General features: G+C 65.8%; 15 protein-coding genes and 1 pseudogene. 10 read left to right on the top strand and 6 right to left on the bottom strand.

What is annotated here, in order from left to right; all coding sequences use genetic code 11:
- Positions 1-189 (top strand): annotated as a pseudogene (locus tag OOZ48_RS13420) (hypothetical protein); the annotation flags it as partial.
- 21 nt (positions 190-210) lie between these two features.
- Here OOZ48_RS13420 and caiE read toward each other — a convergent pair.
- Positions 211-846 carry a carnitine operon protein CaiE gene (gene caiE, locus OOZ48_RS13415; RefSeq protein WP_269499135.1) on the bottom strand — a complete coding sequence of 212 codons (636 nt, stop codon included), beginning with the start codon at positions 844-846 and terminating at the stop codon, positions 211-213.
- A 150-nt stretch (positions 847-996) separates the two neighbouring features.
- Here caiE and OOZ48_RS13410 point away from each other — a divergent pair, with 150 nt between their 5' ends.
- Complete coding sequence (locus tag OOZ48_RS13410) at positions 997-1545, top strand: YaeQ family protein (protein ID WP_269499133.1); 549 nt, start codon at positions 997-999, stop codon at positions 1543-1545.
- Here OOZ48_RS13410 and OOZ48_RS13405 read toward each other — a convergent pair.
- The gene (locus tag OOZ48_RS13405; RefSeq protein ID WP_269499131.1) at positions 1542-2525 is read right to left on the bottom strand and encodes a LysR family transcriptional regulator; all 984 of its coding nucleotides are present in this window, start codon (positions 2523-2525) and stop codon (positions 1542-1544) included. The two genes, OOZ48_RS13410 and OOZ48_RS13405, sit on opposite strands and share 4 nt — an antisense overlap.
- An 85-nt stretch (positions 2526-2610) precedes the next feature.
- Between OOZ48_RS13405 and OOZ48_RS13400 the strand changes: the two genes are divergently transcribed.
- From OOZ48_RS13400 to OOZ48_RS13385, 4 genes are read left to right on the top strand one after another with little or no spacing between them, the layout of a single operon-like run.
- Positions 2611-3384: an enoyl-CoA hydratase/isomerase family protein gene (locus tag OOZ48_RS13400; protein WP_269499129.1), complete on the top strand. Its 774-nt coding sequence runs from the start codon at positions 2611-2613 to the stop codon at positions 3382-3384.
- 6 nt (positions 3385-3390) lie between these two features.
- Positions 3391-5556, top strand: a complete 2166-nt coding sequence (locus OOZ48_RS13395; protein WP_269499127.1) for an acetate--CoA ligase family protein — start codon at positions 3391-3393, stop codon at positions 5554-5556.
- Between the two features lie 40 nt (positions 5557-5596).
- On the top strand, positions 5597-6601 hold the full coding sequence (locus tag OOZ48_RS13390) for a TAXI family TRAP transporter solute-binding subunit (protein ID WP_269499125.1): 1005 nt from the start codon (positions 5597-5599) through the stop codon (positions 6599-6601).
- Between the two features lie 34 nt (positions 6602-6635).
- The gene (locus OOZ48_RS13385; RefSeq protein ID WP_269499123.1) at positions 6636-8579 is read left to right on the top strand and encodes a TRAP transporter permease; all 1944 of its coding nucleotides are present in this window, start codon (positions 6636-6638) and stop codon (positions 8577-8579) included.
- Between the two features lie 109 nt (positions 8580-8688).
- Here the strand turns inward: OOZ48_RS13385 and OOZ48_RS13380 are convergent, their stop codons facing one another.
- The 4 genes from OOZ48_RS13380 to OOZ48_RS13365 all read right to left on the bottom strand — a co-directional run bounded on the left by OOZ48_RS13380 (position 8689) and on the right by OOZ48_RS13365 (position 12220).
- On the bottom strand, positions 8689-9714 hold the full coding sequence (locus tag OOZ48_RS13380; protein WP_269499122.1) for a DctP family TRAP transporter solute-binding subunit: 1026 nt from the start codon (positions 9712-9714) through the stop codon (positions 8689-8691).
- 50 nt (positions 9715-9764) lie between these two features.
- The gene (locus OOZ48_RS13375) at positions 9765-11063 is read right to left on the bottom strand and encodes a TRAP transporter large permease (RefSeq protein ID WP_269499121.1); all 1299 of its coding nucleotides are present in this window, start codon (positions 11061-11063) and stop codon (positions 9765-9767) included.
- Positions 11060-11596: a TRAP transporter small permease gene (locus OOZ48_RS13370; protein WP_269499119.1), complete on the bottom strand. Its 537-nt coding sequence runs from the start codon at positions 11594-11596 to the stop codon at positions 11060-11062. The genes OOZ48_RS13375 and OOZ48_RS13370 overlap by 4 nt, the downstream gene beginning before the upstream one ends.
- Before the next feature lie 81 nt (positions 11597-11677).
- Positions 11678-12220: an SET domain-containing protein gene (locus OOZ48_RS13365; protein ID WP_269499117.1), complete on the bottom strand. Its 543-nt coding sequence runs from the start codon at positions 12218-12220 to the stop codon at positions 11678-11680.
- A gap of 66 nt (positions 12221-12286) precedes the next feature.
- Between OOZ48_RS13365 and ilvB the strand changes: the two genes are divergently transcribed.
- The 4 genes from ilvB (at position 12287) to OOZ48_RS13345 (ending at position 16969) form a co-directional block, all read left to right on the top strand.
- Positions 12287-14032: a biosynthetic-type acetolactate synthase large subunit gene (gene ilvB / locus OOZ48_RS13360; RefSeq protein ID WP_442867588.1), complete on the top strand. Its 1746-nt coding sequence runs from the start codon at positions 12287-12289 to the stop codon at positions 14030-14032.
- 164 nt (positions 14033-14196) lie between these two features.
- The gene (locus OOZ48_RS13355; RefSeq protein ID WP_442867587.1) at positions 14197-15180 is read left to right on the top strand and encodes a TRAP transporter substrate-binding protein; all 984 of its coding nucleotides are present in this window, start codon (positions 14197-14199) and stop codon (positions 15178-15180) included.
- A 4-nt stretch (positions 15181-15184) separates the two neighbouring features.
- Complete coding sequence (locus OOZ48_RS13350) at positions 15185-15673, top strand: TRAP transporter small permease (protein WP_269499112.1); 489 nt, start codon at positions 15185-15187, stop codon at positions 15671-15673.
- An 18-nt stretch (positions 15674-15691) separates the two neighbouring features.
- Positions 15692-16969, top strand: coding sequence for a TRAP transporter large permease (locus tag OOZ48_RS13345; RefSeq protein ID WP_269499110.1), 1278 nt, complete (start codon positions 15692-15694; stop codon positions 16967-16969).
- Positions 16970-17087: the final 118 nt, after the last annotated feature.

The following is a 17087-nucleotide window of genomic DNA, read 5'->3' as shown; positions in this document are numbered from 1 at the left end:
CAGACCGGCATCGAGTGGTTCCGCATCCTGGGCGAATCGGTGACCATCGTCATCGGTTTGATCTTCATCGTCTGCGTGATGGCCTTCCGCCGCGGCATCGTCGGCGAATGGCTGCACTGGCGCGCCACGCGCGCCGCCCCCGCTAGCGATCCGGCGCCCGCCGACCCAAGCCCAGATAGCTCTCGATGACCCGCGGGTGGCCGGCGCGCCTCAGGTCGGGGCGCCCACCGTCCGCGCCTTGGCGGGCAGCCGGTCCTGCCGTACGGTTCCCAAGTCGGTGACGCCTTTCAGGCGGGGCCGGCCGGCCTCGACCTCGCGCAGCGGCTCGGCCTCGCGCAGGCTGCGGGTGCAGCGCCCGACCAGGGCCTGGTATTCCTGAGTGCCCATATTTTTCCAGTCCAGGTCGGCGTCGGTGACCGCGCGGACCACCCGTGCGGGCGAACCCGCCAGCAACTGGCGGGGCTGGCCCTGAAAGCCGACCTTCACGAAGCTCATGGCGGCCACGATGCTGTCGGGGCCGATGACGGCACCGTCCATGACGACCGAGTTCATGCCCACCAGCGCGTTGCGGCCGATGGTGCAGCCATGCAGGATGGCGCCGTGGCCGATGTGGCCATGGGCCTGGACGATGGTGTCGGCATCGCTGTAGCCATGCATCATGCAGTGGTCCTGCAGGTTCGAGCCTTCCTCCAAAATGAGGCGTCCGAAATCCCCGCGCAGCGAGGCCAGCGGCGCGACGTAGACGCCGGGGCCGACGATGACGTCGCCGATCAGCACCGCCGTGGGATGGACGTAGGCAGTGGGGTGAATGACGGGGATGAGGCCTTCGAAGCTGTAGCAGGGCATGGTGGGTTCCTCGGGATGCAGTGAAATGCCGTCGGTCCATCATACGCCGCCACGCCTGACGGCGGGTCCGTGGCAGCGGCGCGCGTTAGACTAAGGACTTTTCGGCCGCCGCCCGCCCGGCGCGAAGGCCGCCTCCGGGACCGATACGCCATGGCGCTGCGCGCAACCATCTACAAAGCCGAGATCCACGTCGCCGACAATGATCGCGCCTACTATGGCAGTCACGCCGTGACGGTGGCCCGCCATCCGTCGGAAACCGACGAGCGCCTGATGGTGCGCCTGCTGGCCTACGCCCTGCTCGCCGACGGCGACGAGGGCCTGGCGTTCACCCGCGGCCTGAGCGAAACCGACGAGCCCGACCTGTGGCGCCTGGACCTGACGGGTGCGATCCGGCAGTGGATCGAGGTCGGCCTGCCGGACGAGCGCCGCATCCTGAGGGCGTGCGGGCGCGCGGAAGAGGTGATCGTATTCGCCTACGGCCGCGGGGCCGAGGTCTGGTGGGCCGGCGTGCGCGACCGGGTCGCGCGTGCCGGGAACCTGACGGTGTATGCCCTGCCGGCCGAGGCGACACGCGCGCTCGCGGAGCTCGCCGAGCGCGGCATGTCGCTGAACGTCAATGTCACGGATCGGAGTGCCTGGGTGTCCACAGACCGTGGTGAGGCCACTGTCGAATTGCGGATGCTGACAGGCGAGGTCTAAGGTGATATGGGGCGGGTATGAGAGAATGCGGGTGCCTCTGGACCGCCTGCATCGCACCAGCTCACCTGCGTGGGCAAAGTGATGTCCTGCCGCGGCGCGCTGCGCAGGGCCTGCATGAGCGCGCGCGCCGGCTGGGCGAGTGGGCGCAGCTCATCGTAGACGATGCATATCTTGCGTTCGAGCACAGGATCCTGGATGACTTGGTGCTCGAGACTGACGAACTGTACGGTGGGCAACAGTAAAGCCGGGATGATGGCGATCCCCATGCCGGCCGACACGAGCCCCGCGATCGCGTTGACCTCGCGCGCTTGCAGTACGGTCCTGGGTGCAATGCCGAGCCTGCCGAGGAGCACATCGATCTGCAGATGAATGCTGCTGCGCCTGTCGAAGGCGATGACCGGCTCATCCTGCAAGTCCGGCCATGCGATTCGCGGCATCCGCGCGAATCGATGATCGGGCCGGTAGATGCATAAAAAGCGGTCAGCGGCGATGGGCTCCATCACCAATCCGGCGATCTCGCTGTGGACGGCCGTCAGGGCGAGATCCACTGTTCCATGCAGGACCCGCTCCAGCGTCTCTTCGGAGAACCCGTCCTGGATCGAGACGCTCACGTCGGGCCGTAGCTGGCAGAAATTGGACAGGATCTCGGGCAGCAAGGTGCTGGCCACCGAGCTGACCGTGGCGAGCATGACGGTGCCCTGCTTTCCTTCGAGGTAACCGGAAAAATGATTCAGGCCCCGGTCGAACTGGGTGACGATGTTTCGCGCGATGTTCAGGAAATGCGCGCCATCCGGCGTCGGTGCGACGCTACGGGTCGTCCTTGTGAATACAGCGGTCCCCAGCGCCAGCTCCACTTCCTGCACTGTGCGGCTGATGGCGGATTGCGACACATGAAGCGCCTCCGAGGCGGCGGTATAACCGCCTCGGTCCAGCACTGCCAGCACGACGCGCATCTGCCGGATGTCGATATTAATGCTCATAGATCATTAATGTATCATGACATTATATTGGACCTGCATCAATGCAAACCCTACACTGAGTCATCCATTCATGGGGTCGCACACGATGTCAGAAGTCATTACAGAGCGGGAAGGCGGCTGCCTCCACATTATCTTTAACCGCCCCGAGCGCCTGAATGCCGTAAACGAGGCGCTGTATCAGCAAACCCTGGACGCCTTGCGGGCCGCCGAAACGGACGAAAGCCTCCGCTGCGTGGTTCTCTCGGGCCGTGGACGGGCGTTTTGCGCCGGTGCGGATCTCAAGGCGCATCGCTCGGGTGAGCGATCGGCCAAGGACCGGGTGGATTACGTGATGCTGGGCCAGGAGGTCTGCGCCCAAATCCAGCACATGAAGCTGCCCGTCATTGCGCAGGTTCATGGGTACGCCCTTGGCGGGGGCGCCGAGATCGCCACCTCGGCTGATTTCCTGGTGATGGCGCAGGATGCCCGTATCGGTTTCCCGGAAGCGGCGATTGGAACGTATGTCGGCGGCGGCGTGACGCAGCGGCTTCCCCGGCTGGTCGGCATGCGTAAGGCCTGCGAGCTGCTTTTCCTGGGGCGGCAGATGACGGGAGCCGAGGCGGCCGACTGCGGCTTGGCAAGCAGCGCGTGTCACGCCGAAGACCTGCAAGAGACTGTGCAACAACTGGCGGGCGGACTTTGCGCGAATGCCCCGCTGTCCATAGCACGCATCAAATCGGCGCTCAATCAAAGCGGTGCCCACGGCGACGTATTTCGCTCAGAGGCGCGGGATCTGCTGGCGATCATGCGCACGGCGGACTGGCAGGAAGGCGTGCGCGCCTTCGCGGAAAGGCGGCCAGCCAGGTTTGTCGGGAAGTAGTGCGGCATGGACACCCTTTGCGACAAACTGCGCGACCCGGTCAGCCGGCTCATGGAGCCCTGTTCCATCGCGGTGATCGGCGCGTCAGCGAATCCGGGCAAGCGTGGATACCAGATTGTGCAGTCCCTGCAGCGCAATGGCTATCCGCATCCCATCTTTCCGGTCAATCCGCGGGGGGGCGCCATTCTGGGCCTCGCCGTGGTCACCGATGTCCTGTCGCTGCCCGACAACGTCGATTTGGCCGTCATCGCGCGACCCGCCGCGGACGTCCTCGACGTGTTGGCGGCATGCAGGCGGAAAGGCGTTGCCGGCGCCGTAGTGCTCGCCAATGGTTTCAAAGAGTCGGGGCCCGAGGGCGCCCGACTGCAGGAAGAACTGAAGCGGTTCATCGCGCAGGGCGGGATTCGAGTCGTGGGGCCCAACACCTCGGGGATGATCAATTTTGGCTGCGGCGCCGACCTGGTGGGCCTGCGGCAGGCGACGCGGCACGGCCCTGTCGGCGCCATCACCCAAAGCGGGAACATGCTGCTGTCCCTATTGGCGGACATCGAGAAACACGCCACGCCGGGACTGGATGTCTACGTTGGCCTGGGCAACCAGATCGATGTCGGGTTCTCGGAGCTGTTGACGACCATGGCGTTGCGGCCCTCGGTCAAGGCCATCGCGCTGCATGCCGAGGGTTTCCATGATGGGCGCGCACTGCTTGCCGCGGCGGCCGAGGTGGCGCGCACTCACCCTGTCGTATTGCTGCGTGGGGGGCGTTCCGATGCGGGACGCCGGACGGCGTTGTCCCATACGGGTTCCGTGTCCGGCAGTGATCGGCCGACCGTGGGGGTCATGCGGCAGGTCGGGGTCACCCTGGTCGAGCGCTCCGACGAGTTGGCGATCGTGGCGGGTGCGCTGTCCAGCCTGCCACTGCCCAGGACGGGCGCTGGGGTCGCCGTATTGAGCGATGGCGGAGGCCATGCAACACTTGCGGTCGACCATCTCGAGGCCGCAGGCATACGCCTGGCCAGGCTGTCGGAACAAACCCGTGGCGCCTTGCGCGAGCAACTGGGCGATACCGCCGTCGTGGGCAATCCCATCGACGTCGCCAGCGCCATCGATGCGTCGCCACCACTGTTCGCGCGATGCGTGCAGATTCTGCACGATGATCCTGATGTCGGCCTTGTTCTCATCGTGGGTTTGCTGGGTGGTTATCATCTGCGCTTCGACAGTGCCGAGAAGCCGGCGGAGGACGAGGCCTGCCGGGCCATTGCGGAGTGGGCGCACGCCCGGCGATTTCCCATCGTGGTCCATAGCTGCTATGAACATCGGCGGCCCAGCCCGCATGCGCATTTGCGCGATCGCGGCATTCCGGTCACCGGCTCCATCGAGCATGCGGTCGCCTGTGTGCGGGCCGTGGTGGAGCGTGGCGCCTGGCTGGGCAGCATCGCTGAGCGGACGCGAGGCGCCGATTTCCAACGGCTCCAGGGACCTGTGCGCATGCGGATCGATGAGCGATCGGCCGATGCGCCGTCCCCCGGTTCCATGCCGGAGCCCGCTGCCCGTCGTCTGCTGGAGGCCCATGGCATGGAGACCGGTCCCTGGTCCCTGGCGCGGAGTGCCGACGAGGCGCGGGAGCGCGTCCAGGCCTTCGGTGTGGCCTGCGCATTGAAGATCGTGGCCGATGGACTCAGCCATAAGTCGGATGTCGGCGGTGTGCGGCTGAGCGTCGACGCGGACAGCGCGGCGGGCGTATACGGGGACATGACGGCGCGCATTCGCGATGCATGTCCGCAAGCACGCATCGAGGGCGTGCTGGTGGCCCCGATGATCGCCCGGGGTACCGAATTGTTCCTGGGCGTCACCCTGGACGCGGACTACGGCCCCCTGATTGCATTTGGCGCAGGCGGAATCACGGTCGAGGCGGTCAAGGACGTCGCCTTCCGTGCGCTGCCCATCACGCCGTTGGAAGCCAGGGAGATGATTCTCGAGACGCGTATCTCGAAGCTCCTGGCGGGCTATCGAGGCATGCCGTCGATCAGTGTGGAGGCGCTTGCACGTTTGATTGTCGATGTTGGATCCACCGCCCTCAGGGTGGAAAACCTGGTGGATCTGGAGTTCAACCCCATCATTCTCAATGAATCGGGTCTTCATATTGCCGATGTCCGTTTGATTTCGACAAGCTGAAGTGTCCGTATTCGGTCATACCTGTCAAAAGGAGGCATCCATGCTGCGAATCCAGTTCGAGCGCACGAAAACCACTAGAAGGCTGATCACAGCCCTGTCATCGGCGGCAATCGCCCTTACCGCGACGGGCATCGTCCAGGCGCAAGGTGAGCAATACACGAGCAATTTGCAATTGGGTACGGCCAACCCGGGCGGCGGTTATTACACCATGGGTTCGGAGTACGCGAACATTTTTGTAAAGCGTATCGATGTTCCGGACTTGAATGTGTCTGCGATCCAGACCAGCGGGTCCGTCGACAATCTTGCAAAGATCAGCCGCAACGAAATCGAGCTGGGACTGGCGCAGGCCACCACCGCCCAGCTGGTGCTGAGCGGTGAGGGCAAATACAAGAACCTGGACACCACGGCGGTCGGCTTGCTGGGTTGCCTGGAGCCCTATGCGCTGCATGTCTTCACCTTGGCTGATACGGGTATCGATTCGATCGAGGGACTGAAAGGCAAGCGCGTGGCGATCGGCGCACCGGGCTCGGCCAACCAGCTCGCCGCCCGGGCGCTGCTCTCGGCGTATGGCTTGGCGGAGGGCGATATACGCGCCTATCCCGAAGCGTCCGATGATGCGCGCCAGAAGCTCAGGGACGGCAACCTGGATGCCATCATCGAGGTGCAGCCCGTCCCGTTTCCGGGGCTGCAAGAGCTGGAGTCCGCAAAGGGTGGCGTCAAGCTATTGCCCATTGCGGGACGGCAGCTCGACGCGCTGCTGAAGAACAGCGACTTTGCTCCGTACACGATCAAGGCGGGCAGCTACGACTTCAGCCCATCGCCTGTCAGCACGGTATCGGACTGGTCATGCATGTTCGCCTCGAAGACCAAAGTCAGCCCTGACCTTGCCTACCAGATCACCCGGACCCTCTACGAGCATGCGGGTGACCTGACGTCGTCGGCAAAGAACGTCGTCAGTATCGATACGGCCATCCCCGAGGGCTCTCGCATGCCCTTGCACCCGGGGGCCGAGCGGTTCTTCAAGGAAAAGAACGTCCTGCCATGATGTGGGCGGCCAGCCCCGCGACCGAGCCACGCACATGATGGATCACTCAAAGAATCCCCAGGCGCCCGATCCGTCCTCTGTCGGATTGGGCACCGAGGGCAACGCTGAGCAAAGCGCGACACGGTGGAAAAGAACGGTATACGTGCTGGGCGCGCTGCTGAGCCTGTTCCAGCTCTATACCGCTTTCTTTGGCGCCTATGTCTCGATCATTCAGGGGGCGATCCACCTGGGGCTGGCCAGCGCCCTGATCTTTCTGGTCTATCCGATCTCGCCCGCGCATCGGGATACGACATGGCGCAGGATCGTCGACCTGGTGCTGGCCGCCGCCGCGGCCGGGGCTTGTTTCTATATCCAGTTCAACTACGACCGCCTGGTCGATGATGCGATTCTGTTCGGTTATAGCGGCATGGACGTCGTTGTCGCGTCGACCGGGATCGTGCTGGTGCTGGAAGCCACGCGTAGAAGCGTCGGTGCGCCGATCGTCATCATTGCGGTCGTGGCCCTGATGTACAGCTTGTTTGGCAACTACAGTCCAGTGTTCACCCATTCGGGCATGAGCTGGAGCCGGCTTGCCACGGAATCATTCTTCACGACCTCCTCGGTGTTTGGGACGCCGATACAGGTCTCGGCCACATTCATCTATCTGTTCCTGTTTTTCGGTGTGGTGCTCATCGAAACCAATGTGGGCAAGTTTTTTACTGACATCGCATTCCTGGCGGTGGGGCGCTTTACAGGGGGGCCCGCCAAGGCCGCGGTCATCGCCAGCGGCCTGCAAGGCATGGTGTCTGGCAGCTCAGTGTCCAATACCGTGGCGTCCGGCTCGTTCACCATCCCCATGATGAAGCAGGCCGGTTTTCGCCCGGAATTCGCCGGTGCCACCGAGGCCTCGGCATCGACCGGCGGGCAGCTCGCACCGCCGGTCATGGGGGCGGCGGCGTTCATCATGGCCGCCATGACCGGCGTTCCTTACAACGAAATCATTGTCCTGGCGGCGGGACCGGCCATCCTGTATTTTCTTGGTGTTTTCATATCGGTGCATTTCGAAGCCAAGCGGATGGGGATCACCGGTCTCCGAAAGGAAGACCTGCCCCGGCGCAGCATCATCCTGAGGAAACTGTATCTCTTCGCGCCTTTGCTCGTCATTGTTCTTGTGCTGCTGAGCGGCCGCACGCCCACGTTCGCGGCCTTGCTGGCCATCGGCGCAACGATTGGGGTCAGTTTTGTGTCAGCGGAGGACCGCCTGGACTGGCGCAGCTTGCTGGGCTTGCTGCAAGCCGGTGCGCGGGCGGCGTTGCCCGTCATCGCGGCGTGCGCAACCGCCGGCATCATTGCCGGCACAGTCACCATCACGGGGCTGGGCGGCAAGCTCGCATCGACCGTCATAGAGATCGCCGCGGGGCAATTTTCCCTGACCTTGATCATGACGATGCTGGCTTGCCTGGTCCTGGGCATGGGGCTGCCCACCACGGCGAACTACGTCGTCACGGCCACCGTGGCCGCACCCATCCTGGCGGCGCACTTTGGCACCCCCGTCATCGCCGCCCATATGTTTGTGTTTTACTTTGGCGTTCTCGCCGATATCACGCCGCCCGTATGCTTGGCCGCCTATGCCGGCGCGGGCATTGCCGGCGCCAATCCGATGCGTACCGGCGTGATCGCATTCAAGCTCGCCATCGGTGCGCTGATCGTGCCCTACGCCTTCATGCTCAATCCGGCATTGCTATTGCAGGACGCACATATTGGCTACTACCTGTTCTCGATCACGATGCTCTTGTTCTCGATCACGGCCGCGAGTAGCGCCATGGGCGGTTTCCTGCTCGTCAGAAGCACTGTGCCCGAACGCTGCGCCCTGTTCGCCGCCAGCCTCGTACTGATTTCGCCGCAACCCGCACCGATCGGCGTCGGGCTGGCAATACTTGCGTTGGTGGTCATAAAACAGGCGTATCGGCGCTTTGCCGCGGGCGGATCGCGAGGATAGGCATTGCTGCGCCCTCTCAGGCGCCTACCTTGGGCGGCAAGGACACGCCGGGCGAAACCGATCAGCATGATGGTGCGGCGTGCCGGCCCGCCGCACCATCATGCAAGGCTCAACGCTTGGCGATGTCGGCCTGAGCCTGCTTGACCAGGTCGGCGCCGATCTGCTTGGCCCACTTGTCGAACACCGGCTGGGTGACCTTGGCGAAGGCGTCGATCTGCTCGGGCGAGAGCACCGTGACGGTGACGCCGTGGCCTTCGATTTCCTTGAGCAGGGAATCGTCCGTGGCGGTCACGCCCTGGCGCGCGATGACGATTTCGCGCTTGCCGGCCTCCAGCGCCGCCTCGCGCACGATCTTCTGGTCCTCGGGCGTCCAGGAGTTCCAGACCTCTTTGTTGACCACGAAGATCAGCGGATCGGCGACGTAGTTCCAGAGGGTCAGGTATTTCTGGGCCACGTCGTAGAGCTTGGCGCCCGCATAGATGGACAGGGGGTTTTCCTGGCCGTCGACCGCGCCGCTGGCCAGGGCCGGCTGGGCGTCGGCCCAGCTCATTTGCGTGGGATTGGCGCCCAGGGCGGTGAAGGTGTCGATGTACAGGGGCGAGCCGACCACGCGCAGCTTCATGCCTTTGATGTCCTCGGGCGCCTTGACGGCGCGCTTGGAATTGCTGAGCTGGCGGTAGCCGTTTTCGCCCCAGGCCAGGGGCACCACGCCTTTCTGCGACAGGGTGTCGAAGAGCTTTTCACCGACCGGGCCCTGGGTCAGGGCGTCGATGGCCGGGTAGTCGGGCATCAGGAAGGGCAGCGAGAACAGGTTCAGTTCCTTGACCTGCGGCGACCAGTTGATGGTCGAGCCGATCGCCATGTCGATCACGCCCTGGCGGATGGCGGTGAACTCGCGGGTCTGGTCGCCTTGCACCAGGGAGGTGCCGGGATAGATCTTGATGTTGATGCGGCCGTCGGTGCGCTCGCGCACCAGATCGGACCAGATCACCGCGCCCTGTCCCCAGGGAAAGGTGGTGCCGACCACGATGGACAGCTTGTATTCGGATTTGTAGTCGGCGGCCTGGGCGACGCCCGTGGCCGACAGGGTGGCGGCGGCAAACGCGGCGGCCCCCAGCAGGTTGCGCAGTTTCATGAAGGACTCCTCCTCTGTGTGGTATCGAATGTGAGTCGTGTTAACAGGCCTTAGTATCCCAGGTAATGCGGCAGCCACAAGGCGGTCTGCGGGAACAGGATGACCAGTGCCAAGGCGCACAGCATGCCGCCCACCAGCCACAGCGCCCAGCGGATGGTGCTCTCGATGGGCACGTTGGCGATTCGGCAGGACACCATCAGGTTGACGGCGATGGGCGGGGTGAACTGGCCGACGGCCACCATCAGGGTGAGCAGCACGCCGAACCACACCACGTCCCAGTCGAATGCCTGGGCGATGGGCAGGACCAGGGGCACGAAGATCAAGAAAATCGAGATCCCGTCCAGGAACATGCCCAGGACGATCAGCAGCAGGATCAGCAGGGCCAGCACGCCATGCTCGCCCAGACCGGAATGCACGATCGCCTGGGTGATGGGATCGATGATGCTCAGGGTGGACAGCGACCAGGCGAATATTCCGGCCAGCGTGACCACCAGCAGGATCACGGCCGAGAGCTCGCCCGCCTCGCGCAGAATGGGGAACAGGTCGCGCACGGTCATGGTGCGGTGGACGACCATGCCGATGAACAGGCCGTAGAACACCGCGACCACCGCGGCCTCGGTGGGCGTGAAATAGCCCATGCGCATGCCGCCCAGGATGATGACCGGCGCCGCCAGGCCCCAGAGGGCCTCGTAGAGGCTGCGCCAGAATGGCGGCCGGGGCTCGGCGCGCGCTTGTTCGCCCATGCCGCTGCGGCGCGCGAGCCAGACGGCGGGGATGATGAGGCCGATGCCGGCGAGGATGCCCGGCACCATGCCGGCGGCAAACAGCGCGGGCACCGAAGCCTGCGGCACGAGGATGGAGTAGACGATGAAGGCGATCGAGGGCGGGATCAGGATGTCGGTGGCCGCGCCGGCGGCGACGACGCTGGCTGAATAGGCGGGCGGATAGCCGGCGCGGTTCATGGCCCCGATCATGACGGCGCCCACGGCGGCCGCGCAGGCCGGCCCCGAGCCCGAGATGCCGCCCAGGAACATCGCCACGCCGATCGCCACCACCGCCAGCATGCCCGGGCCGTGCCCGGTGATGGCGACGGCCAGACGCACCAGGCGGGCCGCGACCCCCGAGCGGTCGAAGATCGAGCCGACCAGTACGAACATCGGGATGGCCAGCAGGGGATACTTCGCCAGCCCGGCGTAGAAGCTCTGCGACACCGCCATGAGGCCGAACCAATGGGTCTCGGGGTTGGCCAGCGCGATGGCCAGCGTGCCGGCCGCGCCCAGGGCCACGCCCACCGGCACGCCGATGACCATCAGGCCGACGAACAGGATGAACAGCAGCCAGGGGATCATGCGGGCTCTCGCAGGCGCCGGCGCAATAGGCCCGCGATCCGCAGCGCGATCGCCGCGGACAGCACGGGCAGCCACATGGAATACCACCAGGTCGGCACGCCGATCGCGGGCGAGGTGTCGCCCCAGTTGTACTCGTCGAGCGCCATGCGCCCCAGCAGGATGGTCAGGATCACGAAGAACGCCAGCGTGATGCCGTGGGCGAGGATCGCCAGCCGGCGTCGGCGGATGGTCGGACCGCCGTCGGCGAACAGCTCGATGCGGATGTGCAGGTTGCGTACGAAGGCCGAGGCGCCCGCGCTCATGGTCAGCACGATGAGCAGGAAAATCGAGATTTCCTCGGTCCAGGCGAAGGACTCGTCCGTGAGGTAGCGCACGATGACGTTGGCCATGGTGATCACCGCCAGGGTGCCGATGGTGAGGACGGTGATCCAGTCCTCGAATCGCAGCGGCACGCGGACGGGCGGATCGGGCGGCGGGATGGTGGCTGCGGCGGCGTACTCGCCGGGTTCGGGGCGGTCGGGGGGTGGGGACATGGGTGTTTGGGGGTGGAAAATGCCCCTCATACTAGCGCGGTCTGGCGTTCCTGCCATTCGGGAGTATCCCAGGGGTGGGCCTCACTTCCTGGATTTTTTCTTGTCCTTTGCCTTCTTGGGCTCGGCTTTTGCTTTCTGGCGCTTGGCGGGCTTTTCCGCGGCCTTGCCAGTCACGGCGAGCATGGTGCCGCGGCAGTCGGGCGCACCGCACAGGCAGCGGTAATGGCGCTTGAGCGTGGGCGTGAGCTTTTCCTCGGTGACCAGGCCGTAGTCGTACAGCAGTTCCGTCCCGGCGGGGATGTCGCACAGGGCGTGGATGGTGACACGCGTACCCTCGTCGTTTTCGCGCGCCTCGCAGTTGGGGGCGCAGGAATGATTGACCCAGCGGGCGTCGTTGCCGCGCTGGCCGCCGTCGATCACCAGGCCGCAGCTGAGCGAGAAATAGAACGTGTGGTAAGGGTCGTCGGGATTCACGGGCCAGCGCGCGTCCGCCTGCTCGGACGTGAGGCGCCGACCGGTGTAGGCGAAGATCTGGGTGTCCGCCGGGATGTCGCGGGCGGCGAACACGCCCGTGCCGTGCAAGGGGGATGCACGGACGATGTGCCAGGGTCGACGTGTGGCCATGGGGCGTGAGCAGGATGAAAAGCGATAAACTGGGCCATTATCCCTGATTTGGCGCTCCAAGGTTTCATGAACGCGAATGTGAACGCACCCGGCCGCAATGGTGCCGAGGTCCTGCTGGACAATCTGATCGCCCTGGGGGTGGACACGGTCTTCGGCTATCCGGGCGGCGCCGTGCTGCCCTTGTACGACGCCCTGTATGCCGAAACCCGCATCCGCCACGTGCTGGTGCGCCACGAGCAGGCCGCCATGCACGCCGCCGAGGGCTATGCCCGCTCGACCGGGCGCCCGGGCGTGGTCCTGGTCACCTCGGGGCCGGGCATGTCCAACACCACCACGGGCCTGCTCGATGCCCTGTGCGATTCCATTCCGGTGCTGTGCATCAGCGGCCAGGTGGCCACCAGCGCCATCGGCACCGATGCCTTCCAGGAGTGCGATGCGGTGGGGATCTCGCGGCCGGTGACCAAATGGAACGCCCAGATTCGCCGGGTCGAGGATGTGGCCGCGCTGGCGGCCAAGGCCTTGCGCCTGACGCGCAGCGGGCGTCCCGGCCCCGTGCTGCTGGACTTTCCCAAGGATATCCAGACGGCGCTGGTCCCGCCGGACTGCCTGCGCGCCGAACCCGAGGCGCCGGCCGTGGCCGAAACCCTGCCGGCGGCGACCGAGGCGGCGCTCAAGCGCGCGGCGGCCTTGATCGCGCGCGCCCGGCGGCCGGTGTTCTACGGCGGCGGCGGGCTCATCAACTCGGGGCCGGACGCCTGCCACGCGTTCCGCAGCCTCGTCCAGGAGGTCGGCGCGCCCTGCACCCTGACCCTCATGGGCCTGGGCGCCTACCCGGCCGACGACCGGCAGTTCCTCGGCATGCTGGGCATGCACGGCACGCTGCAGGCGAACCTCGCCATGCACCACGCCGACCTCATCGTCTGCGTCGGGGCGCGCTTCGATGACCGCATCACCGGCCGGCTGTCGGACTTCTGTCCCCATGCCGACAAGATCCACCTGGACATCGACCCGGCCTCGATCAACAAGGTGGTGCGCGCCGACGTGGCCCTGGTCGGCGATTGCTACCCCTTGCTGCGCGCCCTGCACAAGGAACTGGGCGCTCAGTCTCCCGAGGCCGGCCGCCTGGACGAGTGGTGGCAGCGCATCGCCGTCTGGCAGGCGCGGGACTGCCTGGCATTCGAGCCCTCCGCCGAACACATCCTGCCCCAGGACCTGATGCGGCGCCTCGACGCCGCCCTCCAGGGGGGCGACGCCATCGTCGCCACCGACGTGGGCCAGCACCAGATGTGGGCCGCGCAGTACATCCGCATCGCGCGCCCCAACCGCTGGCTGACCTCCGGCGGCGCGGGCACGATGGGCTATGGGCTGCCGGCCGCCATCGGCGCCCAGATCGCCCATCCCGACAAGACCGTCGTCTGCGTCAGCGGCGACGCCTCGGTGCTGATGAACATCCAGGAACTGGCCACCGCGGCGCAGCATCGCGCGCCGGTCAAGCTGATCCTGTGCAACAACGGCCACATGGGGATGGTGCGCCAGTGGCAGGAACTGATACACGACGGGCGTTACAGCCATAGCTACAATGCCTCGATTCCGGATTTCGTGGCCCTGGCCGGCGCCTTCGGCTGGGGGGCGGCGCGGGTCGACCATCCGGATGACCTGGAGGCCGCGCTGGCCGCCTGCCTGGCCCATGACGGCCCGTATTTCCTGGACGTGGCGGTGGTGCCGCTGCAGAACTGCTTTCCCATGATGCCGGCGGGCTACGGCCACCAGCAGGTGATGCTGTCCGAGGATACCTGGTACGTCGAGGCCTGAGGGCGCGGCGTCCCATGACCCGGCGGCGGAAGGGGATTTGGGGGTTGATGCGGGCGATGCCGTGCTTGAATGGCGATGCGGATTCGTGCTTGAATTCGTCGTGGAACGTGCGCGTGCGGCGCTTCGGCGCACGGCACACAGAATAATCATCGGGAGAATTGCTCATGCAATACGGGAAACGAATGTTCAAATGGCTGGCCGCCGCGGCTCTGGCGGGCGCGACGGCGGCCTCGCCGGTCCTTGCGCAGACCTCGCTGAAAATGGCCTATGCCCTGTCCGAGAACTCGCACTACGGGGCGGGCGCGGCGGCCTTCGTGCAGGCCCTGCAAGGCGGCGCCGGCGATGCGTTCAAGATCGAGCAATTCCCCAACAGCGCGCTGGGCGGCGAGCGCGAGGTGATCGAGGGCCTGCAGCTGGGCACCATAGACCTGGCGATCGTGTCCACGGGCGCCACCCTGAATTTCGTGCCGCAGACCGGCGTGTTCGACATTCCCTTCCTGTTCCGCGACCTGGCCCATGCGCGCAAGGTTCTGGACGGCAAGATCGGCCAGGACATGCTGGCCGAGTTTCCGAAGCGCGGCCTGGTCGCGCTCGCCTGGGGCGAGCAGGGCTTCCGGCACCTGACCAACAACGTGCGTCCCGTCAAGGAGCCCGCCGACATCAAGGGCCTCAAGATCCGCACCACGGAAAACCCGATCCACATCGCAGCCTTCCGCGAACTCGGCGTGCTGGCCACGCCCATGGCCTGGCCGGAGGTCGCGACCGCCCTGCAGCAGGGCACCATCGACGGGCAGGAAAACCCCTTGTCGGTGATCGTGTCGGTCAAGATGTGGCAGCTGCAGAAATACCTGTCGCTGACTGCGCACGTCTATGGCCCCGCGCTGGTGCTGATGTCGCCCTCGGCCTACGGCGCGCTGTCCGATGCCGACAAGACCCACTTCAAGGAGGCCGCCGCGGCCTCGGCCCAGGCTATGCGCGATTTCGTCGACAACGTCGAGAAGGTCGGCGTCGAGGAACTCAAGTCCCATGGGATGGCGGTCAACACGGTCGACCACGCAGCCTTCGTGAAGGCGGTCGAGCCGGTCTATCCGCAATACTACAAGCAGTTCGGCCAGGAGCTGGTCGACGCCATCCGCAACACCCAGTAAGACCATGCGCCTCATCGCCCGCATCGACCGCGGCCTGTACCGCGGGGTCTCGCTGATCGCGCAGTGGCTGTTGTTCAGCGCGGTGGCGGCGGGCTTCTACCAGGTCCTGGCGCGCTTCGTGCTGGAGTCGCCCTCGGCCTGGAGCGAAGCCTGGACCCGGGCCTCGGTCATCTGGGCGGTCATGCTGGGCGTGGCCCTGGCGTTTCGCCAGGGCGCCATGCTCAGCGTCGACATGCTGCATAACCTGCTGGGAGGGACCCGGGCGCGGCGCCTCGAGCACCTGGTCCTGGTCATCGTGGTGGGCTTCCTGGGCTTCCTTGCCTGGGTGGGGGCCCAGATGACCTGGCGCGTGCGCTTCCAGACCATGCCCAGCCTGGATGCCTCGATCTCGTGGGTTTATCTTGCCATCCCCATCGGCGCCGTGCTGTCGCTGGCCGCCGTCCTCGCGTACTGGGCCGAGGGCCCCAGGCGCCAGCACATCGACAATATCTGAGTCCCGGAGGGCCGGCGCATGTCCCAGCTGATGGTCGTATCCATGCTGATGTTTTTCGTGCTGACGGTGCCGGTGGCGGTGTCCATCGGCCTGGCCAGCATGCTGGGCGTCGGCTGGGACGGCCACATGACGTGGCTGGTCATCGCCCAGCAGCTCTACGCGGCCCTGGACAAGTATCCGCTGATGGCCGTGCCGTTCTTCATCCTCGCCGGCAACCTGATGGAGGCGGGCGGAATTTCCGAGCGCATGGTCGAATTCGCCAAGAGCGTGGTGGGCGGGATGCAGGGCGGCCTGGCCTGCAGCTGTGTGCTGACTTGCATGATCTTTGCCGCGGTGGCCGGGTCCAGTGTGGCCACGACCTTCGCGGTGGGCGCCATCCTCATCCCCGCCATGGTCAAGCACGGCTATCCGGCGCCGTTCGCGGCCTCGCTGCAGGCGTCCGCGGCCGAACTGGGCGTCATCATCCCGCCCTCGATCCCCATGATTCTGTACGCGGTGTCGACCGACACTTCGGTGGGCGAGGTCTTCATCGCCGGCATCGGGCCGGGCCTGCTGATCGTCGTGGCCCTGATGGGCTATGTCTGGCTGTATGCCCGCCGCCATGGCCTGGGCAAGCGCGACGGCGAGGGGCGCCTGCCCTTGTGGACGGCGTTCAGGCGCGCCTGGTGGGCGCTGCTGATGCCCGTCATCATCCTGGGCGGGATCTACGGCGGCATCTTCACGCCCACCGAGGCATCCGCCGTGGCGGTGGCCTATGCGCTGGTCGTGGGGATCTTCGTGTATCGGCGCTTGACCCTGCCTGTGCTCTCGCAGACCTTCCATCGCTCGGTGGTGTCCACGGCCATCATCATGTTCATCATCGCCAACGCGGGGGTGTTCGGCTTCCTGCTCAATCGCGCGGGGGTGCCGATGGCGCTGGGCCATTGGCTGGCCCAGGTGTTCAGCAGCGAACTCGGCTTCCTGCTGGGGGTGAACGTCGCCCTGTTCATCATCGGCATGTTCATCGAGACCTCGGCCTCCATCGTGGTGCTGGCGCCGCTGTTGTTGCCGGTGGCGATCCAGTTCGGCGTCGATCCGGCCCATTTCGGCGTGATCATGGTGGTGAACCTGGCCCTGGGCATGGTGACGCCGCCCTTCGGCGTGAACCTGTTCGCCGCCTGCACGGTGGCCAAGGTGCCCATCGAGCGCCTGGTCCGGCCCCTGCTGCCCTTCGTCGGCGTGGTGGTGGCCTGCCTGATGGTGATCACCTATTGGGCGGAGCTGTCGCTGTACTTCCGCGACCTCGCCTACCGCTAGGATTCGGCCCCAGGGCCCGCCAGGCGGCGTTGCAAATGCTCGCAATGGCGCTGCCATTGCTGTGCTTTGCGCCTTGCCTGACAGGCCCTGGGGCCGAACCTCGGCAGATGGTGAGGGT

The organism is Castellaniella sp. S9 (assembly GCF_027257175.1).
Lineage (GTDB): Bacteria > Pseudomonadota > Gammaproteobacteria > Burkholderiales > Burkholderiaceae_B > Castellaniella.
This window is presented reverse-complemented; position numbering and strand designations above follow the sequence as displayed.